This is a genomic window from Gammaproteobacteria bacterium, from assembly GCA_030949385.1.
Taxonomy (GTDB): Bacteria; Pseudomonadota; Gammaproteobacteria; order JAUZRS01; family JAUZRS01; genus JAUZRS01.
In genome coordinates this window covers 83,292-107,606 of sequence record JAUZSP010000002.1, presented here as the reverse complement: position 1 = coordinate 107,606, position 24,315 = coordinate 83,292, and the positions used below count along the sequence as shown (strand labels likewise).

Annotated in this window: 22 protein-coding genes; 8 read left to right on the top strand and 14 right to left on the bottom strand. The window is 49.0% G+C overall.

The genetic code is table 11. The features are described from left to right. Positions 1–43 precede the first annotated feature (43 nt). Positions 44–556, bottom strand: coding sequence for an RNA pyrophosphohydrolase (locus Q9O24_02505; GenBank protein MDQ7074032.1), 513 nt, complete (start codon positions 554–556; stop codon positions 44–46). A gap of 167 nt (positions 557–723) precedes the next feature. Between Q9O24_02505 and Q9O24_02500 the strand changes: the two genes are divergently transcribed. Then, positions 724–1,380 carry an HAD family hydrolase gene (locus Q9O24_02500; GenBank protein ID MDQ7074031.1) on the top strand — a complete coding sequence of 219 codons (657 nt, stop codon included), beginning with the start codon at positions 724–726 and terminating at the stop codon, positions 1,378–1,380. Here the strand turns inward: Q9O24_02500 and dcd are convergent. Beyond that, on the bottom strand, positions 1,377–1,943 hold the full coding sequence (gene dcd, locus Q9O24_02495; protein ID MDQ7074030.1) for a dCTP deaminase: 567 nt from the start codon (positions 1,941–1,943) through the stop codon (positions 1,377–1,379). The two genes, Q9O24_02500 and dcd, sit on opposite strands and share 4 nt — an antisense overlap. 100 nt (positions 1,944–2,043) lie before the next feature. Beyond that, complete coding sequence (gene apbC / locus Q9O24_02490; protein MDQ7074029.1) at positions 2,044–3,135, bottom strand: iron-sulfur cluster carrier protein ApbC; 1,092 nt, start codon at positions 3,133–3,135, stop codon at positions 2,044–2,046. A 208-nt stretch (positions 3,136–3,343) separates the two neighbouring features. Here apbC and Q9O24_02485 point away from each other — a divergent pair, with 208 nt between their 5' ends. After that, on the top strand, positions 3,344–4,030 hold the full coding sequence (locus Q9O24_02485) for a DnaJ domain-containing protein (GenBank protein MDQ7074028.1): 687 nt from the start codon (positions 3,344–3,346) through the stop codon (positions 4,028–4,030). A gap of 30 nt (positions 4,031–4,060) precedes the next feature. On the opposite strand, the gene Q9O24_02480 is transcribed toward Q9O24_02485, so the two are convergent. After that, positions 4,061–5,464 carry a TIGR03013 family PEP-CTERM/XrtA system glycosyltransferase gene (locus Q9O24_02480; GenBank protein ID MDQ7074027.1) on the bottom strand — a complete coding sequence of 468 codons (1,404 nt, stop codon included), beginning with the start codon at positions 5,462–5,464 and terminating at the stop codon, positions 4,061–4,063. A gap of 355 nt (positions 5,465–5,819) precedes the next feature. Here Q9O24_02480 and tviB point away from each other — a divergent pair, with 355 nt between their 5' ends. The 3 genes from tviB to Q9O24_02465 all read left to right on the top strand — a co-directional run bounded on the left by tviB (position 5,820) and on the right by Q9O24_02465 (position 7,969). Continuing rightward, entirely contained in the window at positions 5,820–7,097 is a 1,278-nt protein-coding gene (gene tviB / locus Q9O24_02475) for a Vi polysaccharide biosynthesis UDP-N-acetylglucosamine C-6 dehydrogenase TviB (protein MDQ7074026.1), read from the top strand. Positions 7,098–7,218: 121 nt separating this feature from the next. Then, positions 7,219–7,635 (top strand): hypothetical protein, encoded by a 417-nt coding sequence (locus Q9O24_02470; GenBank protein ID MDQ7074025.1) that lies wholly within the window; start codon positions 7,219–7,221, stop codon positions 7,633–7,635. A gap of 22 nt (positions 7,636–7,657) precedes the next feature. Further along, positions 7,658–7,969, top strand: coding sequence for a BolA/IbaG family iron-sulfur metabolism protein (locus tag Q9O24_02465; GenBank protein ID MDQ7074024.1), 312 nt, complete (start codon positions 7,658–7,660; stop codon positions 7,967–7,969). Positions 7,970–7,971: 2 nt separating this feature from the next. Here the strand turns inward: Q9O24_02465 and Q9O24_02460 are convergent, their stop codons facing one another. From Q9O24_02460 to Q9O24_02450, 3 genes are all read right to left on the bottom strand, one after another. Beyond that, the gene (locus Q9O24_02460; protein MDQ7074023.1) at positions 7,972–9,921 is read right to left on the bottom strand and encodes a transglycosylase SLT domain-containing protein; all 1,950 of its coding nucleotides are present in this window, start codon (positions 9,919–9,921) and stop codon (positions 7,972–7,974) included. Between the two features lie 150 nt (positions 9,922–10,071). After that, positions 10,072–11,979, bottom strand: a complete 1,908-nt coding sequence (locus Q9O24_02455) for a DUF3413 domain-containing protein (protein MDQ7074022.1) — start codon at positions 11,977–11,979, stop codon at positions 10,072–10,074. Between the two features lie 22 nt (positions 11,980–12,001). Continuing rightward, positions 12,002–12,598 (bottom strand): methyltransferase, encoded by a 597-nt coding sequence (locus Q9O24_02450; protein MDQ7074021.1) that lies wholly within the window; start codon positions 12,596–12,598, stop codon positions 12,002–12,004. A gap of 178 nt (positions 12,599–12,776) precedes the next feature. Here Q9O24_02450 and Q9O24_02445 point away from each other — a divergent pair, with 178 nt between their 5' ends. Beyond that, positions 12,777–13,166 (top strand): sulfur globule protein CV1, encoded by a 390-nt coding sequence (locus Q9O24_02445; protein ID MDQ7074020.1) that lies wholly within the window; start codon positions 12,777–12,779, stop codon positions 13,164–13,166. Between the two features lie 73 nt (positions 13,167–13,239). On the opposite strand, the gene Q9O24_02440 is transcribed toward Q9O24_02445, so the two are convergent. From Q9O24_02440 to tkt, 7 genes are all read right to left on the bottom strand, one after another. Beyond that, positions 13,240–14,226 (bottom strand): hypothetical protein, encoded by a 987-nt coding sequence (locus Q9O24_02440; GenBank protein ID MDQ7074019.1) that lies wholly within the window; start codon positions 14,224–14,226, stop codon positions 13,240–13,242. A 62-nt stretch (positions 14,227–14,288) separates the two neighbouring features. Next, a complete protein-coding gene (locus tag Q9O24_02435) occupies positions 14,289–15,263 on the bottom strand; it encodes a hypothetical protein (protein MDQ7074018.1) in 975 nt (324 codons plus the stop codon). A gap of 177 nt (positions 15,264–15,440) precedes the next feature. Continuing rightward, positions 15,441–16,505, bottom strand: coding sequence for a class II fructose-bisphosphate aldolase (gene fba / locus Q9O24_02430; GenBank protein MDQ7074017.1), 1,065 nt, complete (start codon positions 16,503–16,505; stop codon positions 15,441–15,443). 72 nt (positions 16,506–16,577) lie between these two features. Continuing rightward, entirely contained in the window at positions 16,578–18,020 is a 1,443-nt protein-coding gene (gene pyk / locus Q9O24_02425; protein ID MDQ7074016.1) for a pyruvate kinase, read from the bottom strand. 61 nt (positions 18,021–18,081) lie between these two features. Continuing rightward, the gene (locus Q9O24_02420) at positions 18,082–19,260 is read right to left on the bottom strand and encodes a phosphoglycerate kinase (protein MDQ7074015.1); all 1,179 of its coding nucleotides are present in this window, start codon (positions 19,258–19,260) and stop codon (positions 18,082–18,084) included. Positions 19,261–19,384: 124 nt separating this feature from the next. Further along, on the bottom strand, positions 19,385–20,389 hold the full coding sequence (gene gap, locus Q9O24_02415; GenBank protein MDQ7074014.1) for a type I glyceraldehyde-3-phosphate dehydrogenase: 1,005 nt from the start codon (positions 20,387–20,389) through the stop codon (positions 19,385–19,387). 88 nt (positions 20,390–20,477) lie between these two features. Continuing rightward, positions 20,478–22,463: a transketolase gene (gene tkt / locus Q9O24_02410; protein MDQ7074013.1), complete on the bottom strand. Its 1,986-nt coding sequence runs from the start codon at positions 22,461–22,463 to the stop codon at positions 20,478–20,480. 374 nt (positions 22,464–22,837) lie between these two features. Here tkt and rpe point away from each other — a divergent pair, with 374 nt between their 5' ends. Together rpe and Q9O24_02400 are read left to right on the top strand one after the other, a co-directional pair. After that, positions 22,838–23,530: a ribulose-phosphate 3-epimerase gene (gene rpe, locus Q9O24_02405; GenBank protein ID MDQ7074012.1), complete on the top strand. Its 693-nt coding sequence runs from the start codon at positions 22,838–22,840 to the stop codon at positions 23,528–23,530. 2 nt (positions 23,531–23,532) lie between these two features. Further along, positions 23,533–24,207: a phosphoglycolate phosphatase gene (locus tag Q9O24_02400; protein MDQ7074011.1), complete on the top strand. Its 675-nt coding sequence runs from the start codon at positions 23,533–23,535 to the stop codon at positions 24,205–24,207. The last annotated feature ends 108 nt before the right edge of the window (positions 24,208–24,315 follow it).

Here is a 24,315-nt window from a genome sequence, read left to right as displayed (position 1 = left end):
CTTTTTCTGTGCTTCAAAACAGTCCTTTTTAGTTAACTCAGAATCAAAAACACTTTTTATAAACACGGTTATCAGCCGGATCATGAGAAGAGAGCAACGGCGCCAACTCTTTCAAAGCCTGATGATAAACCTGTCGTTTAAAAAAGATCACCTGACTCATGGGATGCCAATAATCAACCCAGCACCACTCATCAAACTCCGGTTTATCACAACACGAAAGATCCACACAGTCGTCATCTCCCACCAGTCTCAACATAAACCAAATCTGTTTTTGGCCAATGCAGAGCGGACGACAGTGACGCCGAATGTAACGAGAAGGTAAATCATATCGTAACCAGTGGCGTGTGGTACCAATGATTTCCACATGCTCCGGCAACAGACCGGTCTCTTCGTTCAACTCCCGAAACATCGCCTCTTCGGTACTCTCTCGTTCATTAATCCCACCTTGGGGGAACTGCCAAGAGTTCTGACCCACACGTCTGGCCCAGAAGAGCCGCCCCTGCTCATTCGTTAAAATAATGCCAACATTTGGCCGATAACCTTCTCGATCAATCACCGCTGATCCCCATTAATAACCCTGCTTTTGCTTAATTCTTCCACAAACCCTCTCTAGCAGCAAATCTCATTGTGAAAATGCTACAATAATCAGGGTTAAAAAGAATTAATTTCTTATTTATTTAGCAAACAACAAAAATTTTTAGACATAACTATCAAGAGGTTATAATGAGTCTTGCTATTTTCGATCTAGACAACACCCTATTAAGTGGGGATAGCGATTACCTCTGGGGTTGCTTTTTAGTAGAACAAGGAGTGGTTGATGCAGAACATTATGAGCGAGAAAACCAACGTTTTTACGACGCTTACCACGATGGCAGCCTAAATATCAATGAATTTTTACGTTTTGCCCTGCAACCTTTAGCTAAAAACAGCTTAGAAACGTTACAACAATGGCACAGACAGTTTATGCAAGAGAAGATCGAACCGTTGATTACGAGCAAAAGCAGGGATCTGCTGCAACAGCACCGAGAAAAAGGCGACTATTTATTGATTATTACTGCCACCAATCGTTTTGTGACCGCCCCCATCGCGCAGCACTTAGGTGTTGATGCCTTGCTGGCCACCGACCCTGAAATACAAAACGGCCAATACACTGGCGAAGTCGAAGGCATACCCTGCTTTCAAGAAGGTAAAATTCACCGCCTACAGGCGTGGCTAAAAACAAACCCACACAGCCTAGAAGGCAGTTATTTTTACAGCGATTCCCACAACGACCTGCCCCTACTGAAACAAGTGGATTACCCCGTGGTTGTGGATGCAGATGAAACCTTAACGGCCTACGCACAACAACAGGGCTGGCCACAAATCAGCCTCAAAGATTAGGTTTTAGGCAAGGTCACACCCATCTGCCCCTGATACTTGCCGCCTCGATCTTTGTAAGACGTTTCACACTCTTCATCGGACTCAAAAAAGAGCATCTGCGCCACCCCTTCGTTGGCGTAAATTTTCGCAGGCAAGGTGGTGGTATTGGAAAACTCCAAGGTCACATGCCCCTCCCATTCCGGCTCCAACGGAGTGACATTAACAATGATGCCACAACGTGCATAGGTGGATTTACCCAAACAAATCGTCAACACCTGACGTGGAATGCGAAAATACTCCACCGTGCGCGCCAAAGCAAAAGAGTTTGGTGGAATGATGCAGACATCGGCGGTCACATCGACAAAACTGCTGGGATCAAAGTTTTTCGGATCCACAATGGCCGAATTAATATTGGTAAAAACCTTAAACTCATTAGCACAGCGCACATCGTAACCGTAACTTGATGTCCCCCAAGAGATCACATTTCCTTTCTCAGTGCTGCGCACCTGTCCGGCCTCAAAAGGTTCTATCATCGCCTTGGTGGTGGCCATTTGCCGAATCCAACGATCCGATTTAATACTCATATTCTTATCTCCAGCCATAAAAAAAGCGCGTATCGTAGAATACGCGCCTTAACCGAATATGCCACAATGTTAAATTAACGTCCGTGGCAAAACAGCACTCTTAGTTGTTTTGAATCACAATGCTGGGGAATTTAGCACTGAAATCTTTCGCTTTACTGGAAAGCTTACCCGCCATGCGACGTGCGATTTCACGGTAAATTTCTGCAATGCGGCTTTCAGGCTCGGCCACCACAGTAGGGTTGCCTTCATCGGCCTGTTGACGAATCGTCATGGTCAAAGGCAGAGCGCCCAAAAATTCAACGTCGCTCTCATCGGACATGCGTTGACCACCACCCTCACCAAAAATATGTTCTTCATGGCCACAACTCGTGCAAATATGAGTGCTCATATTCTCTACGATGCCCAAAATAGGCACTTCCACTTTTTCAAACATTTTCAGACCTTTACGCGCATCCAACAGCGCAATGTCTTGTGGAGTAGTCACAATCACCGCACCCGAAACAGGGATTTTTTGTGCCAAAGTCAATTGCGTATCACCCGTACCTGGTGGCAAATCGATGATCATGTAATCCAGATCTTTCCATTGAGTGTCGTTGAGCAGTTGCTCCAACGCTTGGGTGACCATCGGGCCACGCCAGATCATCGGAGTTTCTTCGTCGATCAAGAAGCCAATCGACATCGCCTGTACGCCGTGGTTTTCCATCGGCTCCAAGCTTTGACCGTCTTTGGATTCCGGTTGACCGGAAATACCCAACATGCGTGGCTGACTTGGGCCGTAAATGTCCGCATCCAAAATCCCAACCGTCGCGCCTTCTTGTGCCAAGGCCAATGCCAAGTTAACTGCGGTGGTGGATTTACCTACACCACCTTTACCTGAAGCGATGGCGATGATGTTTTTCACATTCTTCAAACGCTTCACGCCGTGCTGAACGGTGTGCGCAACAATTTTCCAAGTCAGATCAATACTGACTTCACTAACACCATCAATCGCTTCCACTTTTTCTGTCAATAAACGAGACAGTTCATCTTTGTAGGTCGCAGCGGGGTAACCCAAAACAACGCTCACACTTACTTTACCTGCCTCAATTTGAATCTCTTTAACTGCCTTCGCAGTGACCAGATCACTGTCCAGATTAGGATCAATAAATTCTTTCAGTGCGGTTTCCACCTGCAGACGTGAAATCTCAGCCATGTTACTCAACCTTCTAAAAATTAAATGCCTCACCCAGTGTGACGCAGGGTTCAAATTGGGCGCTAGTTTACACCATCCCCAGCCTTAAATGCGATACCCGAGTAAAACAGTCTACTTTTATAACTTCATATCGAAAGCCATTTGCCGAAATCAAAAAAAACATGCCACAATAGAGTCATGGAATCACTCGCCACAGCACACTAATATTATGCGTCACGACGAAAAATTTTCGCGTTATTTCAAAATCTTAGGCATTGAACCCAGCAGCGACTGGCAGCAGGTACGCAAAGCCTACCGCCACAAAGCACGTATCTGGCATCCCGACCGACTGCCTGACATCGATAACATCCGCGCTCAGGCAGAGGAAAAATTCAAAGACGTTAACCACGCCTTTCATACCTTATCCGCTTACCATCGCCGTCACGGTCGGCTGCCCAATATCCAGCCACGCCAAACACGAAGCAGAAATCATACAAAATCCCGCTCCAGAGCCACGCCAAAATCAACAACCAACACAAGTATTCAAAAACAGGCAAAACAGTGGCTGGCAAGGCCACTCAATCGCCGCATCTTGATGAGCACAGCGCTATTGATGATTGCCTACGGCCTCTGGTGGCCTGCCATCCCCACTGAAACGTCAACACCAGCCCCAGAAACCAACGGCAGTGTACAGACACAGCAAAAACAGACACGCTTGATTGATTACGGATCCAGTGTCAGTGATGTGTATGAAATTCAAGGCACACCCACACGCACCGTAGGCTCTGTTTGGCTCTATGGCAGCTCACAAATTTTATTTGAAAATGGGGTTGTGGTTGGCTGGGAAGAGAACGCCGATACACCCTTAAAAACTCAAGGTGCCAATCCAGCAGAGACCTTTAAAATCAGCCGCTGAACCAACAAGGTAAACTCAAACTGCTCTTAACTAGCGTGCACCTTTACCAAACAGCACCACTTCAACGGTCTGCATCAAAATCAACACATCAAAAAAGAGGCTGTGATTTTTCACATAATAGAGATCAAATTGCTGCTTCTCTAAAGAATCTTTTTCCGTTGCTCCGTAAGGATAACTGAGCTGCGCCCAACCGGTAATGCCCGGTTTGACCCGATGACGTTCTTGGTAATAGGGGATCACCTCCGCCAGTTGCTCAACAAATTCAGGCCGTTCTGGACGCGGACCAACAAAACTCATACTGCCGTTCCAGACATTCAAAATTTGCGGCAACTCATCAATTCTCAGTTTACGAATAATGCCACCCACCCGCGTCACCCTCGAATCATTCTTGGTTGCCCATTGAGCACCGCTCTTCTCTGCATCAACGATCATGCTACGAAACTTCAATACATCGAAATTTTTGCCATTCAGACCAACCCGAACCTGACGATAAAAGACCGGCATACTCCAGCCGTCTTCGATTTTGATTAACAAAGCGGTCAAGAGCATCACCGGCCAAGTTGCCATCAACAAAGCAAAACTCGCACTGAGATCAAACAGCCGTTTGGTCGTATCTCGAACCACATTTTGTTGAAAACCATCGGAGAAAAGCAACCAACTGGGGTGCAAAATATTCAGCTGCACCTTGCCTGCCTCACGCTCAAAAAAGGTCAACAGATCAACCACATCCACCCCCGCCATTTTGCAGTCCAACAACTCGTCCAAGGGGAACGCCTTCCGTCGATCATCCACCGCCACCACAATTTCATCCAGCTTATTGGCAATAGCATAATCAAGCAGCGGTTGCTTAAAATGTACAATTTCTTTCTCATTAACCAAGTCGGGCTGACCGTCAATATGAGCGTAACCGAGCAAATCAAACCCGCGCCGATCCGAACGGCGACGCATCCGCGCATCAATGATTGAGGCACGCTCACCCGCCCCCAAAATCAACACTTTGCGCTTCAGCAGACGCTCATCAACACTGTGAAAGAAAATCGGTCGCAACGTCCCCACCACAAAGAAAGAGATCACCCCCGCCAGCGCCAAGGCACCACGGCCAATGTAGAGACCTGGAATCAAATAGAACAGCAGCGACAAAATACTGCCACCGACCAAAAAACTCACCGAGGTGCGCAGTAAAATACCAGGTAAACCCTCTCTCAAACGCGCCTGATACAAGCCCATGGCGATCATACTGACCATCATCACCATCATAAAAATAACCGCGCGAGGAAATAAAGTTCCTATACTCTCCTGAATTTCACCAATATCACCTAAAAACCGCAAATGAGCGGCGGCATAAACCGAGGCCATAAAAATCAGCGCCTCAACCCCCGCTAACAATAAAAATGGAACACGAACATAGTGCTTAAACACACGAATGGTGGACACGCAATACTCTCCTTTTCAGACAATCCATATCAAACAGACACTTTTCACAATTTTTTCATCCCCAGCAAAACTATAAATTCCTAGAACTTTAGTTACAATAGAAACCTGCCGAAGAAGACCTACGCTCATCGTTTTTCCACCGCCAGTCATAATAATGACTCTGCGAGTTGCGATCACAGTGAACGTTAATTCACAATCAGCATATAACAAGCCTATTGGCATAACTAGCAACAAGATTTGACAAGATTTTGAAAAACCACGCTTTAGTGGGATATTTTTACCCAGTTCTGAGTAGGATAACAACCTGCTTTTATGCGACCACCATAACCTAAAAATACGCGACAGGAGTCCGCACATGTTGGATATCAAAAATTCCAAAATTGGCATTATTGGCCTTGGCTACGTCGGCCTACCACTGGCCGTCGAGTTTGGCAAAAAAATCACCACGGTCGGTTTTGATATCAATGCCGCCCGCATTTCTGAACTAAAGTCAGGCAAGGACAGCACTTTAGAAGTGGAACCTGAGCGGATGCAGGAAGCGGATAAGCTCAGCTATTCAGACAACATCGACGATCTGCGCAACTGCAATATCTACATCGTCACCGTGCCGACCCCAATCAATGCCCACAAACAGCCCGACCTGTCGCCACTGGAAGGAGCCAGCCACCTGCTCGGCCAAGTGATCCAACAAGACGACGTGGTCATTTATGAATCCACCGTCTATCCAGGTGCCACCGAAGAGGTCTGCGTACCCATTCTGGAAAAAGAGTCTGGGCTGACCTACAACCAAGGCTTTTATATTGGTTACAGCCCTGAACGCATCAACCCAGGTGACAAAGAACACCGAGTCATCAACATCCTCAAAGTGACCGCCGGCTCCACCCCTGAAATCGCCGATTTTGTTGATGAGTTGTATCGCAGCATTATCATTGCCGGTACCTACAAAGCCAGCAGCATTCGGGTTGCAGAAGCGGCCAAAGTGATCGAAAACACCCAACGGGATGTCAATATTGCCTTGGTCAATGAATTGGCACTGATCTTCAACAAACTCGGCATCGACACCTTAGAAGTGCTTGAAGCAGCGGGTACCAAATGGAACTTCTTGCCCTTCAAACCAGGCTTGGTGGGCGGTCACTGCATCAGCGTAGACCCTTACTATCTGACTCACAAAGCCCAAGAGATTGGCTACCACCCACAGGTGATTCTCGCCGGTCGCCACATCAACGACAGCATGGGGGCTTATGTGGCCGAGCAAGTAGTCAAGCAGCTCACTCGCCGCCGTGTGCATGTGGTGGATGCTCATATTTTGGTGATGGGTTTAACCTTTAAAGAAAACTGCCCCGATCTGCGCAACACCCGCGTGGTGGACATCATCGCCGAATTTGAAAGCTATCACGCCCATGTGGATGTCTACGATCCGTGGGTCAGCAGCGACGAAGCGGAACACGAATACAACATCAAACCCATTCAAGAACCTGAGCTGGGCAAATACGACGCCATCGTCTTGGCCGTTGGCCACCACCAATTTATGCAAATGGGGGTAGAAAAAATTCGCGCTCTCGGCACGGATAACAACATTTTGTACGATGTTAAAGGCCTACTGCCCCGTGAAAGTGTGGACGGTCGCCTGTAGCAAGCTGGCGTTATCCAACACAAAAAAGGCGCTCTTTATGAGCGCCTTTTTCAGTTGAATTCCTTCCCCAGTGACACAATGTTATTCTGCACCCCTCAGCCATCGACCACGGATCAACCCCATGTTGGACTACTTATTTTTCAACGAAGCCCTATGCCAGCGTTTTGAAGCAACGCTAAAAACACATCAACAGCCTTATCAGCGCCAACAGGACGAAGAGACCATCACCATTCAGTTGGATGAAGATCTGGATGAAGCTCTGTGTGATCAGTTGGATGAATTATACGACCAACTGTTTGACGAACAAGCCAAGATCACCGCCAATGAAGAGACTGAAGATGTTAATTTAGTCGCGGTGCAGTACACCGATGCCAACGGAGCGGTCGGTGTGGTAACCCTGCAACCCGACTTAGTCACCCGCCTGCATCAAGTCATCTCTTTAGAAGAGCTGCAATCGTTAGTACAAACCGTCGCCGATGCCGTTGAAAGCAACGACCGCCGCAGCATGTGCCAACGCCTGGCTGACACCGACTCTTAATCAACCTGTTTGGAAAATCCTTATGCAAATGCAAACCCGCATCACCGAAAAACTGCAAGCAGAGCTGCACCCCACACACTTGGAAGTGGTCAATGAAAGCCACATGCACAATGTGCCTGCCAACTCTGAATCGCACTTCAAGGTAACCATCGTCAGTGCGCAATTTGAGGGAAAAATGCTCATCGCACGCCACCGTCTAATCAACAAAGTACTGGCCAGCGAATTGGATGGCGGCATTCACGCCTTAGCACTGCACACCTTGACTGCAACCGAATGGCAGAAAAAAGCCGGTCAAGTCACCGACTCTCCCCCTTGTCACGGTGGCTCTAAATAAAATCAGAGCGACAAGGCGCTGCGACTGGGCACCTGCTTCATGCGTTCTGAAATACGCATCGTCTCGCCCTTCATGCGCCACTCAAAAATGGTGGCGTTGCCCAACACCGACTTCACATATCCCCGCGTTTCCGTAAAGGGGATCGTATCGACCCAAACATCCGCAGGCATCGCACGCTGGCCAGGCAACCAACGCTCCACTCGATGCGGACCCGCATTATAAGCCGCACTGGCCATCGCTTGATTACCGGCAAACTGATCCAGTACTTGCCGATAATAGTGGGTACCGAATTTCAAATTGGTCGCCACCGTTTTCAGATCCACTACCTTAAAAGAGGCCGAACCTAAAGCGGTCGCCACCGTCTGTGCCGTAGCCGGCATCAACTGCATCAAGCCCACCGCCCCCACATGGGATTTCACCCTTGGCATATAGGCACTCTCTTGACGAATGACGCCATACACCAAAGAGGGTGGTAACGTTTCATTCGCCGCAGCGGCAAACACCGCTGTTTTATAGGGCATCGGATAACGCAGCTCCAAATCATTAAACAGCTTGCCCTGAGCCGCCGCAAACAGAGCGCGATCATGCCACTGCCAACGATCCGCCAACAGTGCCGCCGCTTTTAACTGCTCACGATTGAGTTTTTTCAGCGCCACATTCCACTCATGACGCGCCTCTGGCCATAAATTCACCGCCCGATACTCCTGCACTCGGCGCATATCTTCACGCAACAACAGCGCCTGCTGCACCTTTTTCCGCGCCACAATCGCCTTATGATAAAAACGATACTTACCCTGCAGGCGGTCGGCGGCCATAAAGCCGTAATAATGGGCACGCCGCGCCAAGCGTCGATAGATCTTCTCTGCGACTTTTTTCTTCCCTGTTGCTTCCAAAGCGCGCGCCTGCCAGTAACGCCACTCTTTTTCGCCGCGCTCTGCTTTTGACAAACGCCCAATTGCAGATAACACTTCCGGCCAATTTTGTTGCCGTAACGCTGCTCTCACCAACCAACTGCGAGTCTGCCCATTATGCTGCTTACGCTTCAGAGCCTTAAGAAATCCATGTGCCTCTGGCATCCCTAAATAAGCCGCACGCATGGCCAAATAACGCGCCATGCGATTCACCTGATCAGAACGAAATTTATAACGATTTTTCACCGCAGGCCATTTTTTATGCATCTCAACCAAATTTTGACGCGCCAACTGCTTCACACCGTGCAAGACAATTTTCCGCGACAGCAGGGTGTCTCTTTGCAAGCGACGGTTACTGAAAATCAACTTTGGTTGATGGTGTACCGCAATCCACACATCCAACCACAGACGCGCACTGGGCTTAAGAAAATGGCGCAGCGATGCTGCCAAAGCCGGTTTAGAGCGTCGCATCGCCACCGAAATACGCTGCCAGACCAGAGGCGATGCCGGTGGCCGCTGTTGCTCCAGTTGTGCAAAAACAGACGCACAACGGCCTTGATGCCGTTTGGCGCTCACCCACAGCTTTCGCGCCTCTCCCACCACGCCCCGCAGATGTCCTAAATCGTGCAATGCCTGCAAACGAGCGCAGGCCAAATCTCCATCCAACTCTTTTCGATGACCCTTCGCCACCCGCAGAAAAGTCTGCCACTGCGACCTTGCCGCCAGATCCATCAACCAACTCTGGCGTAATCGACGACTCAGAGCCGTTTTGGGATAACGTTTAAAAAAGTGTTGAATTTGACGGCTTTGAACAGATCCTTGCTCAATTTGTCGTTGTAACCACTCAAACTGAAGGAATTTGGCTAAAGGGTAACTCTGTAACTGCTTTTTAAGGTCTTGAAAAGCAACCTCATTTCCCTGCTGTAAAAACAGCCGAGCGTGTAAAAATTGCTGACGTTGCAACTGTAAATTTGGCTCAGAAGCCAATGTAGGCTGAAATGAGCCAGTAAAAACAAGCATCAATATCAAAACATACCGCATACCGCTCACCCCTAAACCACAGCCGCCGACTGATCAGTTTATAGGCAATTGTTACTAAATAAAACAGATTAGACCCTATTTAGGTGAATTTAATAAAAAATAGCCTCTAACCCTCCAGTTTTTAAGCCCCCCCGTAACCTAATACCATACTCACCGGTAAAAACGACTCATCTCTTGCAAAGCGGGCATCACCACCTGCGGTCGTTGGACGGCGTTCTTAATCGTGCGGTTGTGCAAATCAACGATTTCATAATGCCCCGTAGGATAGGTAACCGTCACTCGATCGGGCTCTACGATGCCGTAATTAAAATAACTGCCGATCACCATCCAAGGACGAGGGCGGTTATCAAACAACGAATGGCCGCTGCTGTAATCCCGAATGGGGTTATCGCAATGCAGCAACTCCTGCATCAGCGTCGGCACCAGATCAAGATGAGAGGTTCGATACTCAACCTCTCGGCCTTGCCGCTTCGGCCAATGAATCAGCAACGGCACCTGAGTTTGAGCGGAGGTAAAATTACTGCCGTGTCCCCAATAACCTGCGCCGTTATCATTAAACTCTTCACCGTGATCGCTGGTGATCACCACCACCGTATTCTCCAATAAACCACGCTGCTTCAGGTCATCCAACACCTCTCCCAGCAGCGAGTCCAGATAATGAGCCGCCACTTTATAACGATTGAAGTACGGTTCAGGGTCAAACTCATCGTTCAATTCCAGATGGTTGACCTCCTCCCACATCGGCTCAAACGGCGCTGGATCGGTATCGGGAAAGCTGTACCCGTGTACAGAATCGAGAAACAAAAAACCAAAAAAAGGCGTCTCATCCTGACAGTTATCCAGAAAAGAGAACCACTCATCAAGTACCGCTTCATCACGCAACCAAGGCTCATTGCCTTCGTAAAAGAGGCGTAAGTTTGGAAACTCACTGAACACCGTGCGATCAAAAGCCGGGCTGGTTAACTTGGAGCTAGAGAGTATAGAGAAACGATACTCCTCTTTAAGCAACTGACTCATCAACACCGGCCCCACCTGATTGCCATACATATCATTCCAGTAGGTGGCTGGTAGACCGTAGAAAAGACTGAAGATACCGGCTTGGGTACTGTTACCCCCACTGAAATGCTGCTTAAAGTTAACCGTCTGCGCACCCTCTGAAAACGAGTGCAAATGAGGCATAACCGCGTGATTCAGCACATCGGCACGCACCGTGTCTGCGACAATCAAAAGCACATTCAGAGCCTTTTCATCTCGCTGAGCGCAACGCAGCGGTACCAAAGGGTAATTAAGATCCGTTGATTTATCCTCCACACGCAAGCGACGGGCGGCACGATTTTCTCTCATATCCACCCAACCGTAACGCTCAAAAAAATCGAGCGCCGTGGCCGGATGATAAGCCGGAATGTGGCGCGTCAAACGGGTGATGCGCTGATCATACGCGGCATCGGCCCAAGCATGGATGGCATGGCTGACAACAATCACCCCAAGCAGGGACAAAGTAACCTTGCCCGCACAACAAAAACGGGCACGATAACGCCAAATAGCCCACGCCAACAGAGATTCCAGCAGCAACACGACGGCCACCATCCACTGCATCTGCCACCACGTATCCGCAGAGAAATTAAACACCTCATCACCGGAATTCAGCGCCAAATCCACCACAAAACCACTGATATGAAAGCGATACTGTGCGTACACCAAGAGATCAATCTTGAGCAAAATCACCCCAACCGAGGCCGCCGCAACAGACAGTATCAGCAACAGCCCGCGACTGGGCCAGAACAGCAGCAGTAGAAACAGCGGCAAAGCCAAGAGATAGACCAAGAGAGAAAAATGCCCCAGCAACGCCAAGGGCAGATAAACCTGCGTCAAACCTCCCTCAAGAGCAGGCATATAAGCTACAAAACCACTGGCCATTAAGCTCAAGATCACGCCATTTAAAACAACAAACCACGTCAACCAACCTGATAACCGACGCTTTTCAGGGGTAGTAACAAAGCGCTGCACATAACTCAGAGCCGTCTTGCCAAACAGAAAACACGTCCACCAATAATTCATTATTTACCTAAAATTAAGAAACTCAGCTCTTTTTAATTGCCAGACCAATGGTATAGGTTTTACCCTGCTTGACCTTTTTGTAATTGCCAAACACCTCATCAAACGCGCGGGCAACAAATTTACGCAAGCCGGTAATGGTCACCACATACAGTTTTCCGCCTGGTTTCAGGCGCGCCAAAGCATCATAAAAATAGAGATAAAACAGCTCTTTGCCCGTTTTTGCCGGTAAATTGGAGACAATAATGTCGAACTTACGCTCACCAACGTGACTAAAACCGTTACTCAAACAGATGCCCACATTATCCAAACCGTTCACTTTGGCATTTTTGGCGCTGTAGTCAACGGCAACAAAATCTTTATCCACCAACAATGTTTGGCCTTCTGGAGCCAGAGCGGCCATGGTCAAACCCAATGGCCCATACCCACACCCCACATCCAAACAGTCATCATCAATGGCAACCTCCATGTGATCCAACAACAAGCGTGTGCCTTCATCCACTGCTTTGGGAGAAAACAACCCCCAAGTGGAGTGAAAACGCAACGATTTACCACACAACTCAGCATCAAAGACGATGTCTTCCCGCAAACGCGCCAAATCTGCCGCCTCTATTTTCGCCATTTCAACTCCCCTTCAACAAAAAACAAACACCCTACAGGCAGACCTCAATTACAGGCAAGCCCCAGCAACATAAAATAGTACTTGCTAATATTAGTTTTGACTAATATACTTCATTTTATCGTTTAGGCAGAGACTGCTAAACCAACTCATTTTATATAACTTTTTGGAGATTGAGCCGATGAAAACTTTGAAGATGATCACTGCTGTTGCTCTGCTGACCGTTTCTGCCGCTTCTCAAGCGTGGTGGGGTCCTTTTGACAACAACAATAACAGCAACGGTTTTGGCAACGGCTTCGGTGATATGTTTGGTGACATGAGCTTCAGCATGAACTTTAACGGCAACGGCAACGGCAACGGCAATAATGGCTATAACAACGGTTACAACAACAATAATATGTTCAACAACATGTTCGGTAACGGTTCTTTTGGTTTCAACATGAAAACCTCGTTCAAAGGCAACAACAACATGAACGGTAATGGTTATGGCTACAACGCCCCTTATTACGGTTACGCTCCTGTTGCACCTGCCGCAGCTCCAGTAGCACCTCAGACTCCTGCTGCTAAATAATAAAATTCAGCTGCATAAAAAAAGCCCCAGTTTGAATAATTCAAACTGGGGCTTTTTTGTGGCCGTCTAAAAATCAGAAGAAACTGGGAATCGGTGACTGCTGCTCTAACTCAAACCAAGTAAACAGCTGAGGAGCGCCGCCATTGGTGGTCACCTGAACGGTATTCAGATCCCCTGTATTGGCATCCAGAACAACCGTTGTACCACCGGCTCCCGTAATCGTGCTGCTTCCCGCTGTCGGATAAGGACCGGACAAACGATTTCCCGTCATTGGCACGGTATTATTAACAACAAGCCGCCCCACAAAACCAGTCACATTCACATCCACGGTAAAATCAGTCGCATCACTAAAAGCACCGGTATTATTATCCCAGCTGCTCTCAGAGAGAAAATTAGAAAAACTCACGCGTTCCCCACCGAAAGAGATGCTTAGACTGCTGCTAACAAGAAACTTTCTGTCTATTGTAAAGCTTGCATCATATTGGGATACGAATGATACATCTCCTTGCATCTGTGCACTACCACCAACACTGCTCATTGCAATATCAAAGGTAGTATCCATAGCCTCACATGAACCGTTTGCAAAGTCAGCAACACAAGCATTTAATCTCAGAGTCATGGGGCCACTTATGGTCATGCCATCCCCATCATCACACGCATTTGCTACCACCGACGTACTATCTCCCGCATCAAAAATACCGTTGTTATTGACATCATTAAGTGCAGTTGACCGCGTACCACTTATAGCACAGTCTGCTTCAATTTGAGATATTGCTCTTGAGCCACTTTGCTTTGAAAAATCGGGTATCAACTGTTGAATCGTAGCAGCCAAATCACTGGGTACACTAGACCAAGTACGAGGCAAAGATCTAGGAACCATGCCACCCACCGCTGCTCCTGCTCCTGCTCCTGCTCCAACACTGGCAACCTGCTGCTCATTAGCGGCATTAATCGTCATAGGCGCTAATGCCGCTAATGCCGATGAAGTACCACCACTTCCACCACCACACGCAACCAAAGTGGCGCTAAACAACACAATCACAAAAAACTGTCTATTCATTTTATTTTAACTCTCCAAAATTTACTAACTGCAGATTTAACAAAAGGAAGCCTACTCTGCTATCAACTTCCCGTCAAAAACACAGTCCAGTCAACACTCACCGCACTTCCCACCACCCCATTAACAGAAGTACTCACCGCAGGGGTCATCGCATCCAATCGAATTTGACGATTGCTGTTGTCGTTAATCAACATCACACCACTTGTGGGAGGTGACAAAGCTGAACTGTTGGCATTGAGGCTGGACAAAGGCATCGCTCTTGAGTCAACCACCAAACTGCCAAAAGTCAAAGGTAATCCTGCTGCTGTGGTTGCGCTAAAGATGTACCTCACATCAATCAAATAGTTGTTATTAAGTTGATCTTCCGTAACGGAAAAAAAGTTCTGGCTCAAATTCAACGTTGTCGTCACACCATCAGACAGCTGAAAACTGACGCTGTTACCGGCGCTGAGGTGGGATCTAATCAAATAATGTTTGAAGCTGTTACTGTTGCTAATCGAATCAATAAACAGATTCAAAGAACCGTTCACCTTAGACAACGCTTGACCACTGACCGTGGTAATCGAATAACCCATAAACGTCAGGTCAATATTGTATTGATCTCCGCTCACCGTGGCACTAAACAGATCCACTTGGCCATTTTGCGTTATCGTCTGGCCTGCAAAAGACGTTTGGCAATTGATATACGTTAGAGAAAGCGCATCACCACTGCTCAGAGGTGCTACACCAGAAAACGAATTCCGCACCACTTGCCCACCATTCAAACAGTCGGCTGACGTTGGAATTTTACCCCCACTTCCCAGCAACGTAGTTTCAGCGCTGTTACGCGCAAGTTCATAAAGCGCCAAGGTGCTGCGATACGCAACGGAAGCCAGCGCCTGAATCTCAGCGGGATTGCTGGTATTAATCACCCCAGTGGTGGTGGTGACCACATCGTCATCATCGTCGTCATCGTCATCTGAATCTCCAACGGGCGCACAGGCCATCAGTAGACTCGACAAGAGCATAAACAAAACATAATATATTTTTTTTATCATAATCGACTCCCCACAACTCTTTTAGCTCTATTACTGAATACTATCGAGTATCAAGCCTATAAAGTAAAAGAATAATGAAGGTGTGATGGGCGTTTCTTCGATTTGTGACCCCATTCAAAAGGCACAAAAAAAGGAGCGCCTAAGCGCTCCCTTTTTACCGATCCAAAGTTAAAAAACTTATTTAACAATAGGATCTAAACTGCCACTGGCATACTCGGAAAACATGGTTTCCAGAGAGCGAGGCTTAATTTTGCTCGCCATGCCCGCTGCACCAAACGCTTCATAACGGTTTTTACAGATGTCAGACATAGATTCTGTAGCCGCTTTGAGGAATTTGCGAGGATCAAAGTTAGAAGTGTTGTCGTGCAAGTGGCGACGTACCGCACCGGTAGAGGCCATGCGCAAATCGGTATCGATGTTGATTTTACGCACACCTGACTTGATGCCTTCAACGATTTCATCAACAGGCACGCCGTAGGTTTGGCCCATATCACCACCGTAGTTGTTGATGATCTGCAACCAATCCTGAGGCACAGAAGAAGAACCGTGCATGACCAAATGCACATCAGGAATACGCGCGTGAATTTCACGCACACGGTCAATACGCAAGATATTACCGGTAGGCTCTTGGGTGAATTTATACGCACCGTGAGAGGTACCGATGGCAATGGCCAACGCATCCACACCGGTTTTCTTAACGAAATCAGCGGCTTCATCAGGATCGGTCAACAACATGTCCAGATCCAATTTGCCTTCGGCACCGTGACCGTCTTCTTCGCCCATCATGCCCGTTTCCAGAGAACCGAGGCAACCCAGCTCACCTTCCACTGAAACACCACACGCGTGTGCAATATCAACCACTTGTTTGGTGACATTGACATTATATTCATAGCTGGCAGGGGTTTTAGCATCACTTTCCAGTGAACCGTCCATCATCACCGAGCTGAAACCCGACTGCATGGAACGCACACAGATATCAGGAGAAGCGCCGTGATCCTGATGCATGCAGACTGGGATATGAGGGTACATTTCAATTGCAGCCAAAATCAGATGGCGCAAAAAGGGTTCACCTGCATAAGAACGCGCACCGGCAGAACCTTGCAAAATGACGGGGCTGTTAACCGCATCGGCAGCTTGCATGATCGCATGCACCTGCTCCATGTTGTTAACGTTAAATGCGGGTAGACCGTAGCTGTTTTCAGCAGCGTGATCCAGCAGCTGACGTAGAGAGATCAGTGCCATGGTGGTTCTCCTTGATAGATCTTGAGTTAAGTTAAATAAGTCTTGCGCTCATGCGCCTTGCATCGCTGTCTTTTAGGTATCGGCTTCAATCAACTCACCGACACGCACAATTTTCATCGCATTGGTGCCGCCATGCACCCCCATCAAATCGCCTTTGGTGATAATGACTAAATCGCCATCTTCCACCGCACCCGACTGTTTCAACACATCCACCACCGCTTTATTAGCTTCCGCATGGCTGTTGTAAATGGTCTGAAACTTCATCGGATGCACACCGCGATACAGAGTCACTTTACTGCTGGTGTGGTCGTTACGGGTCAGTGCATAAATCGGAATAGCCGAGCTGATGCGCGACATCCAAAGCGGCGTGGAACCGGATTCGGTCATGGCCGCAATGGCTTTCACACCTAAATGATTGGCTGCATACATGGCGCTCATGGCGATGCCTTCATCAATAAACTCAAAGGTTGAGTTGATCCGATGAGAGGATTTTTTTGCATTCACATGCTGTTCAGCCGTTTCGCAAATGCGCCCCATCGCCTCAATGGCTTTCTCTGGGTGTTTACCTGCGGCAGATTCAGCGGATAACATCACCGCATCGGTGCCGTCCATCACCGCATTGGCAACATCAAACACTTCTGCACGGGTCGGGATCGGGTTTTCGATCATCGACTCCATCATCTGCGTGGCCGTAATAACGATTTTATTCGCAATACGACTTTTATTGATCAGCTCTTTCTGTACCGCTGGCAGTTCAGCATCACCGATCTCAACCCCGAGATCACCACGGGCAATCATAATCACATCAGAGGCTTCAATCGCCTCGTCAATCACACCCATAATTTCAGCGCGTTCAATCTTAGCAACAATTGCACCGGTACCACCGGCTTCACGCAGCAATTTACGCGCGTAGTTGATGTCTGCGGCGTTGCGCGGAAAAGAGACCGCTAGAAAATCCACTTGAATCTCAGCAGCCAATAAAATATCCGCCCGATCTTTTTCTGTAATCGCAGGAGCAGACAGCCCACCACCACGACGATTGATGCCCTTGTTATTGGACAACAACCCACCCACTTCAACGGTAGTGTGAATCTTAGCACCCTCAATTGAGGTCACTTTCAATACCAGACGACCGTCATCTAAAATCAGATAGTCTTCTACATTGACGTCTTTCGGCAAGGCTTTGTAAGTAATGCCCACAGAAGCCTTTGTACCGGCATCACGATCCAGTTCCGCATCCAGTGTAAAGACATCACCCTGCTCAAGAGTCACTTTGCCCTCTACAAAACGGTCAGTGCGAATTTTAGGCCCTTGAAGATCGCCCAAAATACCCACACAACGATTATGCTTTTTAGACACCTCACGCACCAAACGAGCGCGCTCACGATGTTCATCATGACTGCCGTGAGAAAAATTGAGACGCACCACGTCCGCCCCAGCAAGAATTACCTTCTCAACCATTTCAGGGGACTCACTTGCGGGTCCCAGAGTTGCCAGAATCTTCGTTCTTCTCACGCGATAACCTTTTCTCTGTTATATAAAAAATCGGCTTGCTAAGGGCAAGCCGATATAAACACTACTTAGCCCGTGCTTCCAACATCGCCACTGCGGGCAATGTTTTACCTTCCAGATACTCCAAGAACGCACCACCGGCAGTAGAAATATAAGACACTTTGTCGTACAGATCGTATTTTTGAATTGCCGCGATGGTATCACCACCACCGGCCAGAGAGAAACCATCCGCTTCAGCAATCGCTCTGGAAACCACTTCGGTACCAGCACCAAACTGATCAAACTCAAACACACCCACCGGACCATTCCAAACGATGGTACCCGCTTTGCTGATGATCTCAGCCAGCTCTTTGGCCGATTCTGGACCGATGTCAAAAATCATATCGTCGTCTTCCACATCACCTGCGGCTTTCAAGGTCGCTTCAGCGGTTTCGCTGAACTCTTTGCCACACACCACATCGGTGGCGATGGGAATGTTCGCGCCACGATTTTTCATCTTCTCAATCAATACTTTGGCCGTATCCACCAGATCGTCTTCGCAGAGCGATTTACCGACGTTATGCCCCATCGCTTTCAAGAAGGTGTTGGCGATACCGCCCCCCACAACCAGCTGATCGACTTTTTCAGACAACGCTTCCAATACGGTCAGTTTGGTTGAAACCTTGGAGCCGCCGACAATCGCCACCATCGGACGTGCTGGATTGGCCAAAGCTTTGGCCAAACTGTCCAGCTCACTGGCCAACAGCAGACCAGCACAGGCGGTAGGGGCATTTTGCCCCACACCGTGGGTTGACGCTTGCGCCCGGTGCGCGGTACCAAAGGCGTCCATCACAAACACATCACAAAGTGCAGCGTATTTTTTCGCTAAATCAACGTCGTCTTTTTTCTCACCGGCATTGAAACGCACGTTTTCCAACAGCACCACCTCGCCGTTAGCAACCTCAAAACCGCCGTCCAAATACTCTTTGATCAGGCGTACGTCTTTGCCCAATTTTTCACTCATGGTGGCGGCAATGGGAGCCATTGAATTCTCTTCGGAGTAAACCCCCTCTTCAGGGCGACCACGATGGGACATCACCATCACTTTGGCACCGGCAGCCAAGCAGTGTTCAACACTGGGCATGGACGCAGTGATGCGTGCATCGGAGGTCACTTTGCCCTCTTTAACAGGAACATTCAGGTCGGCACGGATCAAGACACGTTTGCCAGCCAGATCAAGATCGGTCAACTTGATAAAAGACATAGAAAATCTCCTTAAAAATGGATCGAATTATTAACAATAATTAAGACGAAAGGTTTTAACTAAAACAGACACCTTAGTTAAAACCTCTCCCGACCCCAGGGGGTCAAAAAGAGGCTTAGGTCAACTACGCCGCAACGTGTTTGACGAAACGCAGCATGTTACAGGTGTAACCGTACTCGTTGTCGTACCAAGAAACCACTTTCACAAAGGTACCGTCCAAAGCGATGCCTGCACCTTCATCAAAGATGGAGGACTTGCTACAGCCACGGAAGTCGGTAGAAACCACTTTCTCGTCGGTGTAACCCAAGGTTTCGCTCATAGGGCCGCTTTCTGAAGCCGCTTTCATGGCTGCACAGATCTCCTCGTAAGAGGCTTCTTTTTCCAGTTCGATGGTCAAATCAACCACAGAAACATCGGAGGTAGGCACGCGGAACGCCATGCCGGTCAGTTTGCCGTTCAGCTCAGGCAAAACCACACCCACCGCTTTCGCCGCACCGGTAGAAGAGGGAATGATGTTTTCCAGAATGCCACGACCACCGCGCCAATCTTTCATTGAAGGACCATCAACGGTTTTCTGGGTAGCGGTTGCCGCATGCACGGTGGTCATCAGACCCCGTTTGATGCCCCAGTTGTCGTTCAATACTTTGGCCACAGGAGCCAAGCAGTTGGTAGTACAAGAGGCCGCTGAAACAATCGCTTGACCGGCGTAAGTTTCATGGTTCACACCGTGAACAAACATCGGCGTACCGTCTTTAGAAGGAGCAGACATCACCACTTTCTTTGCGCCCGCATCGATGTGCTTCTGACAGGTCTCTTCGGTGAGGAAGAAACCGGTGCATTCGATCACCAGATCAGCACCGATGTCAGACCACGCCAAATTGGCTGGATCACGTTCTGCGGTCAAACGGATGGTTTTGCCATTTACAAGCAAGTTGTTGCCATCAACCGAGACGTCACCGTCGAAGTTGCCATGTACTGAATCGTACTTGAGCATGTAAGCCAAGTAGTCTGCATCGAGCAAATCGTTAATGCCAACCACTTCCATGTCGCCAGCGAAATCTTTAGCAATTGCGCGGAACGCCATACGGCCAATGCGGCCAAAACCATTAATACCTACTTTAATCGTCATAAGGAAACTCCATCAATTATCTTACATAAATTCTGTGCGTCGGCGTAAGCAGCTCAATGGGGCACTCAAAGCACCCCATCAAAATCAGCTACGCACTGACATCATCAATCGCAGCACCCACCGCTTCGACGGTGAAACCAAACATTTTAAACAGCTCACCCGCAGGCGCAGACTCACCGAAGGTGTCGATGCCGATCACCTTGCCGTTCATGCCGACGTATTTCCACCAGCCGTCAGTAACCGCTGCTTCAACCGCAACCCGAGCCGTCACGGCGCTGGGTAAGACCGACTCTTTATAAGCCGCATCTTGTGCGTCAAAGGCATTGGTGTTGGGCATGGAGACCACACGTACTTTTTTGCTGCTGGCTTTCGCCGCATCCACTGCCAGACCCACTTCAGAGCCAGTGGCAATGACGATGCAATCTGGGGTGCCATCACAATCAACCAAGACGTAACCGCCTTTTTTGATCTCTTCGATCTGCGCGGCGCTGCGGGTTTGATGCGGCAACGCTTGACGAGAGAAGATCAAGCAACTCGGACCATCAGCACGATCAACGGCTTCAGCCCAAGCAGTGGCACTTTCAACGGTGTCACAGGGACGCCAAACGTGCATGTTGGGGATCAAACGCAAGGTTGGAATCTGCTCAACGGCTTGGTGGGTCGGACCGTCTTCACCCAGACCAATGGAGTCATGGGTGTAGACAAACAGAGCGCGCTGCTTCATCAAAGCCGCCATCCGCAGAGCGTTACGGGCGTACTCAGAGAACATCAAGAAGGTCGCGCCGAAAGGCACATAACCGCCATGCAATGCGATGCCGTTCATGATCGCTGACATGGCAAACTCACGCACACCGTAGTTGATGTAGTTGCAGTCAGGAATATCAGCACGCATTGCTTTGAAGCCCGACCATTCGGTCAAGTTGGAGCAACCCAGATCCGCAGAACCACCAAACAGCTCAGGCAAGGCATGAGAGTACGCTTCAATGGAAGCCAAAGAGGCTTGACGTGTTGCTTTGCTTTCGCCTTTGTCGTTGCACTCTTGAATGAAAGCCGCTGATTTTTCCGCCCAATCCGCAGGACGTTCGTCGGCCATGCGACGATTAAACTCTACTGCCAACTCAGGGTGAGCTGCTTCATACGCTGCGAAAGTCTCATTCCAAGTCGCTTCTTTGCTCTTACCGGCTTCGTTGGCATCCCAACCCGCCGCAATGTCCGCAGGGATTTCAAACGGAGCCGCAGTCCAGCCCAAGGCTTCTTTGGTCAGGGCATTTTCATCGTCGCCCAGAGGCGCGCCGTGACAAGAGTGTGAACCCGACTTATTAGGAGAACCAAAACCGATCACGGTTTTGCAGCAAATCATGGTGGGTTTGCCACCTTCTGCCTTAGCGGCGTCAATGGCGGCGCTGATTTTATCGGCGTTGTGACCATCAACCGAGATCACCTGCCAACCGTAGGCTTCAAAACGTGCGGGGGTATCGTCGCTAAACCAGCCGTCAACGTGACCGTCAATGGAGATGCCGTTGTCGTCCCAGAAGGCGATCAATTTGCCCAGACCCAAGGTACCCGCCAAAGAACACGCTTCGTGAGAAATGCCTTCCATCAAACAACCGTCGCCCAAGAAGACGAAGGTGTTGTGATCCACAACGGTGTGGCCGTCGCGGTTGAACTCCGCTGCCAGCGCACGTTCAGCGATGGCCATGCCGACACCGTTGGTGATGCCCTGACCCAGAGGGCCAGTGGTGGTTTCCACACCCGGTGCATAACCGTATTCAGGATGACCTGGGGTTTTGGAGTGCAATTGACGGAAATTTTTCAGATCGTCAATGGAGAGATCGTAGCCGGTCAAATGCAGCAGAGAGTAGATCAGCATTGAGCCATGACCGTTGGAGAGGATAAAGCGGTCACGATCCGCCCAATCTGGGTTGCTGGGGTTGTGATCCATGTGACTGTTCCACAACACTTCAGCAATATCAGCCATACCCATTGGAGCACCAGGGTGACCTGAGTTGGCTTTCTGAACAGCGTCCATGCTCAAGGCACGAATAGCATTAGCAAGATCTCTGCGCGAAGGCATTAAGATTCCCCTTTAACGTTTCTAAGTTCTAAGATTCTGTCGCCAACGTCCATCTAAATGAACGCTGGAGCAAGACGGTCTGTTTAGTTTTTGAACAAGGGCAGCCTCCCAGCCAATCGCCACCACAACCTTGTGATGTAAAGCCCTATTAAAAATTGAGGGCGCATTTTCGCCTAGTTAAGAAGGTTCGGCAAGCAATAACTCGGAAAAAAGCCAGAAGCCACCCCTTTCTACCTCAATTTTTCAGATCTTTTAGGGATATTGAAATAATCAATGCAGGCATAAATAGGATCTGCCTGCATTGATGAGCGTGCGGCAATGGGGTAAAGTCGCCTACTTTATTTTGCTCGCATTCAATGAAGAGGCACACACTCATGGCTACAGACTTAATTGCACCCTCCATCCTATCCGCTGACTTTGCTCGTTTAGGAGAAGAGGTCGATAACGTTTTGGCCTCTGGCGCGGACGTGGTTCACTTTGATGTGATGGACAACCACTACGTTCCCAACCTGACCATCGGGCCGTTGGTGTGTGACGCTCTGCGCAGCCACGGCGTGACCGCTGACATTGATGTGCATTTGATGGTCAAACCCGTTGATCGCATCATCCCTGATTTTGCCAAAGCCGGTGCCAGCTACATCACCTTCCACCCCGAAGCCTCAGAACACGTTGATCGTACCTTGCAGTTAATCAAAGAGAACGGCTGTAAATCCGGTCTGGTTTTCAACCCTGCGACTTCTCTAGACGCACTCAAATACGTACTGGACAAAGTCGATGTCGTTTTGTTGATGTCCGTTAACCCCGGTTTTGGCGGTCAAAGTTTCATCCCTGCCACCCTCGACAAACTGCGTGAAGCACGCAAACTGATTGACGAGTCCGGTTACGACATCCGTTTGGAAGTGGATGGCGGCGTGAAAACCAACAACATCCGCGAAATCAAAGAAGCAGGTGCCGATATGTTTGTCGCCGGTTCTGCCATTTTCGGTGCTAAAAACAGCAGCGATACCAACGTCTACAACACCATTTTGGCTGACATGCGCGCCGAACTGGCCAAAGCAGGCAGCTAAAGATGGCTCTTCGCAAACCCAAAATGCTGTTGATTGACGTTGACGGCACACTGGTGGACAGCGTGCCCGATCTGGCCTACTGCATTGATCAAATGATGATCGCGCTGGATCTGCCCATTCGAGGTGAAGCAGCGGTGCGCCAATGGGTCGGCAACGGCGTTGAACGACTGGTGAAACGCGGCCTCCTGAACCAACTGGATGGGGAGCCTGAAGCGACGTTGTACGCCAAAGCGTTACCGATCTTTATGGATCTGTACGCCGACAACACCAGCAAACGCAGCTGCCTCTATCCTGGGGTGGTCGAGGGTTTGGCTTACATGCAAAAAGCCGGTTATCAGATCGGCTGTGTGACCAACAAAGCGGCGCAGTTCACCCTGCCGCTGCTAAAAGATCTGGGCATTTTTGACTATTTTGAGATCATCGTCAGTGGCGATACCTTGGCGAAGAAAAAGCCCGACCCCCTGCCCCTGCTGCACGCCGCAGAAAAAATGGGCGTAGCACCAACAGATGCGATGATGTTAGGTGATTCCAAAAGTGACGTTAAAGCGGCACGAGCGGCGGGTTTTCAGATCATTTGCATGAGCTACGGTTACAATCACGGCGAAGACATTCGCAACTACAACCCCGATGCCGTGGTGGACTCGATGCAAGAGATCGAAGCCCTGCTAGAACAGTAGGTTCTTTTATCCCGAGTAGGTTCTTTTATCCCGTTGGGTTAGTGCAAAAAGCCTAGCTCAACACCTCATAATTAAAGGTTCATAATGTTCGTTTTTACTCCAAGCAGA

Bases quoted from the DNA above. Each gene is read 5' to 3' on its own strand.
- Q9O24_02500 (MDQ7074031.1), top strand. From the start codon at position 724: ATGAGTCTTGCTATTTTCGATCTAGACAACACCCTATTAAGTGGGGAT.
- dcd (MDQ7074030.1), bottom strand. From the start codon at position 1,943: ATGAGTATTAAATCGGATCGTTGGATTCGGCAAATGGCCACCACCAAG.
- apbC (MDQ7074029.1), bottom strand. From the start codon at position 3,135: ATGGCTGAGATTTCACGTCTGCAGGTGGAAACCGCACTGAAAGAATTT.
- Q9O24_02485 (MDQ7074028.1), top strand. From the start codon at position 3,344: ATGCGTCACGACGAAAAATTTTCGCGTTATTTCAAAATCTTAGGCATT.
- tviB (MDQ7074026.1), top strand. From the start codon at position 5,820: ATGTTGGATATCAAAAATTCCAAAATTGGCATTATTGGCCTTGGCTAC.
- Q9O24_02470 (MDQ7074025.1), top strand. From the start codon at position 7,219: ATGTTGGACTACTTATTTTTCAACGAAGCCCTATGCCAGCGTTTTGAA.
- Q9O24_02465 (MDQ7074024.1), top strand. From the start codon at position 7,658: ATGCAAATGCAAACCCGCATCACCGAAAAACTGCAAGCAGAGCTGCAC.
- Q9O24_02460 (MDQ7074023.1), bottom strand. From the start codon at position 9,921: ATGCGGTATGTTTTGATATTGATGCTTGTTTTTACTGGCTCATTTCAG.
- Q9O24_02455 (MDQ7074022.1), bottom strand. From the start codon at position 11,979: ATGAATTATTGGTGGACGTGTTTTCTGTTTGGCAAGACGGCTCTGAGT.
- Q9O24_02450 (MDQ7074021.1), bottom strand. From the start codon at position 12,598: ATGGCGAAAATAGAGGCGGCAGATTTGGCGCGTTTGCGGGAAGACATC.
- Q9O24_02445 (MDQ7074020.1), top strand. From the start codon at position 12,777: ATGAAAACTTTGAAGATGATCACTGCTGTTGCTCTGCTGACCGTTTCT.
- Q9O24_02440 (MDQ7074019.1), bottom strand. From the start codon at position 14,226: ATGAATAGACAGTTTTTTGTGATTGTGTTGTTTAGCGCCACTTTGGTT.
- Q9O24_02435 (MDQ7074018.1), bottom strand. From the start codon at position 15,263: ATGATAAAAAAAATATATTATGTTTTGTTTATGCTCTTGTCGAGTCTA.
- fba (MDQ7074017.1), bottom strand. From the start codon at position 16,505: ATGGCACTGATCTCTCTACGTCAGCTGCTGGATCACGCTGCTGAAAAC.
- Q9O24_02420 (MDQ7074015.1), bottom strand. From the start codon at position 19,260: ATGTCTTTTATCAAGTTGACCGATCTTGATCTGGCTGGCAAACGTGTC.
- gap (MDQ7074014.1), bottom strand. From the start codon at position 20,389: ATGACGATTAAAGTAGGTATTAATGGTTTTGGCCGCATTGGCCGTATG.
- tkt (MDQ7074013.1), bottom strand. From the start codon at position 22,463: ATGCCTTCGCGCAGAGATCTTGCTAATGCTATTCGTGCCTTGAGCATG.
- rpe (MDQ7074012.1), top strand. From the start codon at position 22,838: ATGGCTACAGACTTAATTGCACCCTCCATCCTATCCGCTGACTTTGCT.
- Q9O24_02400 (MDQ7074011.1), top strand. From the start codon at position 23,533: ATGGCTCTTCGCAAACCCAAAATGCTGTTGATTGACGTTGACGGCACA.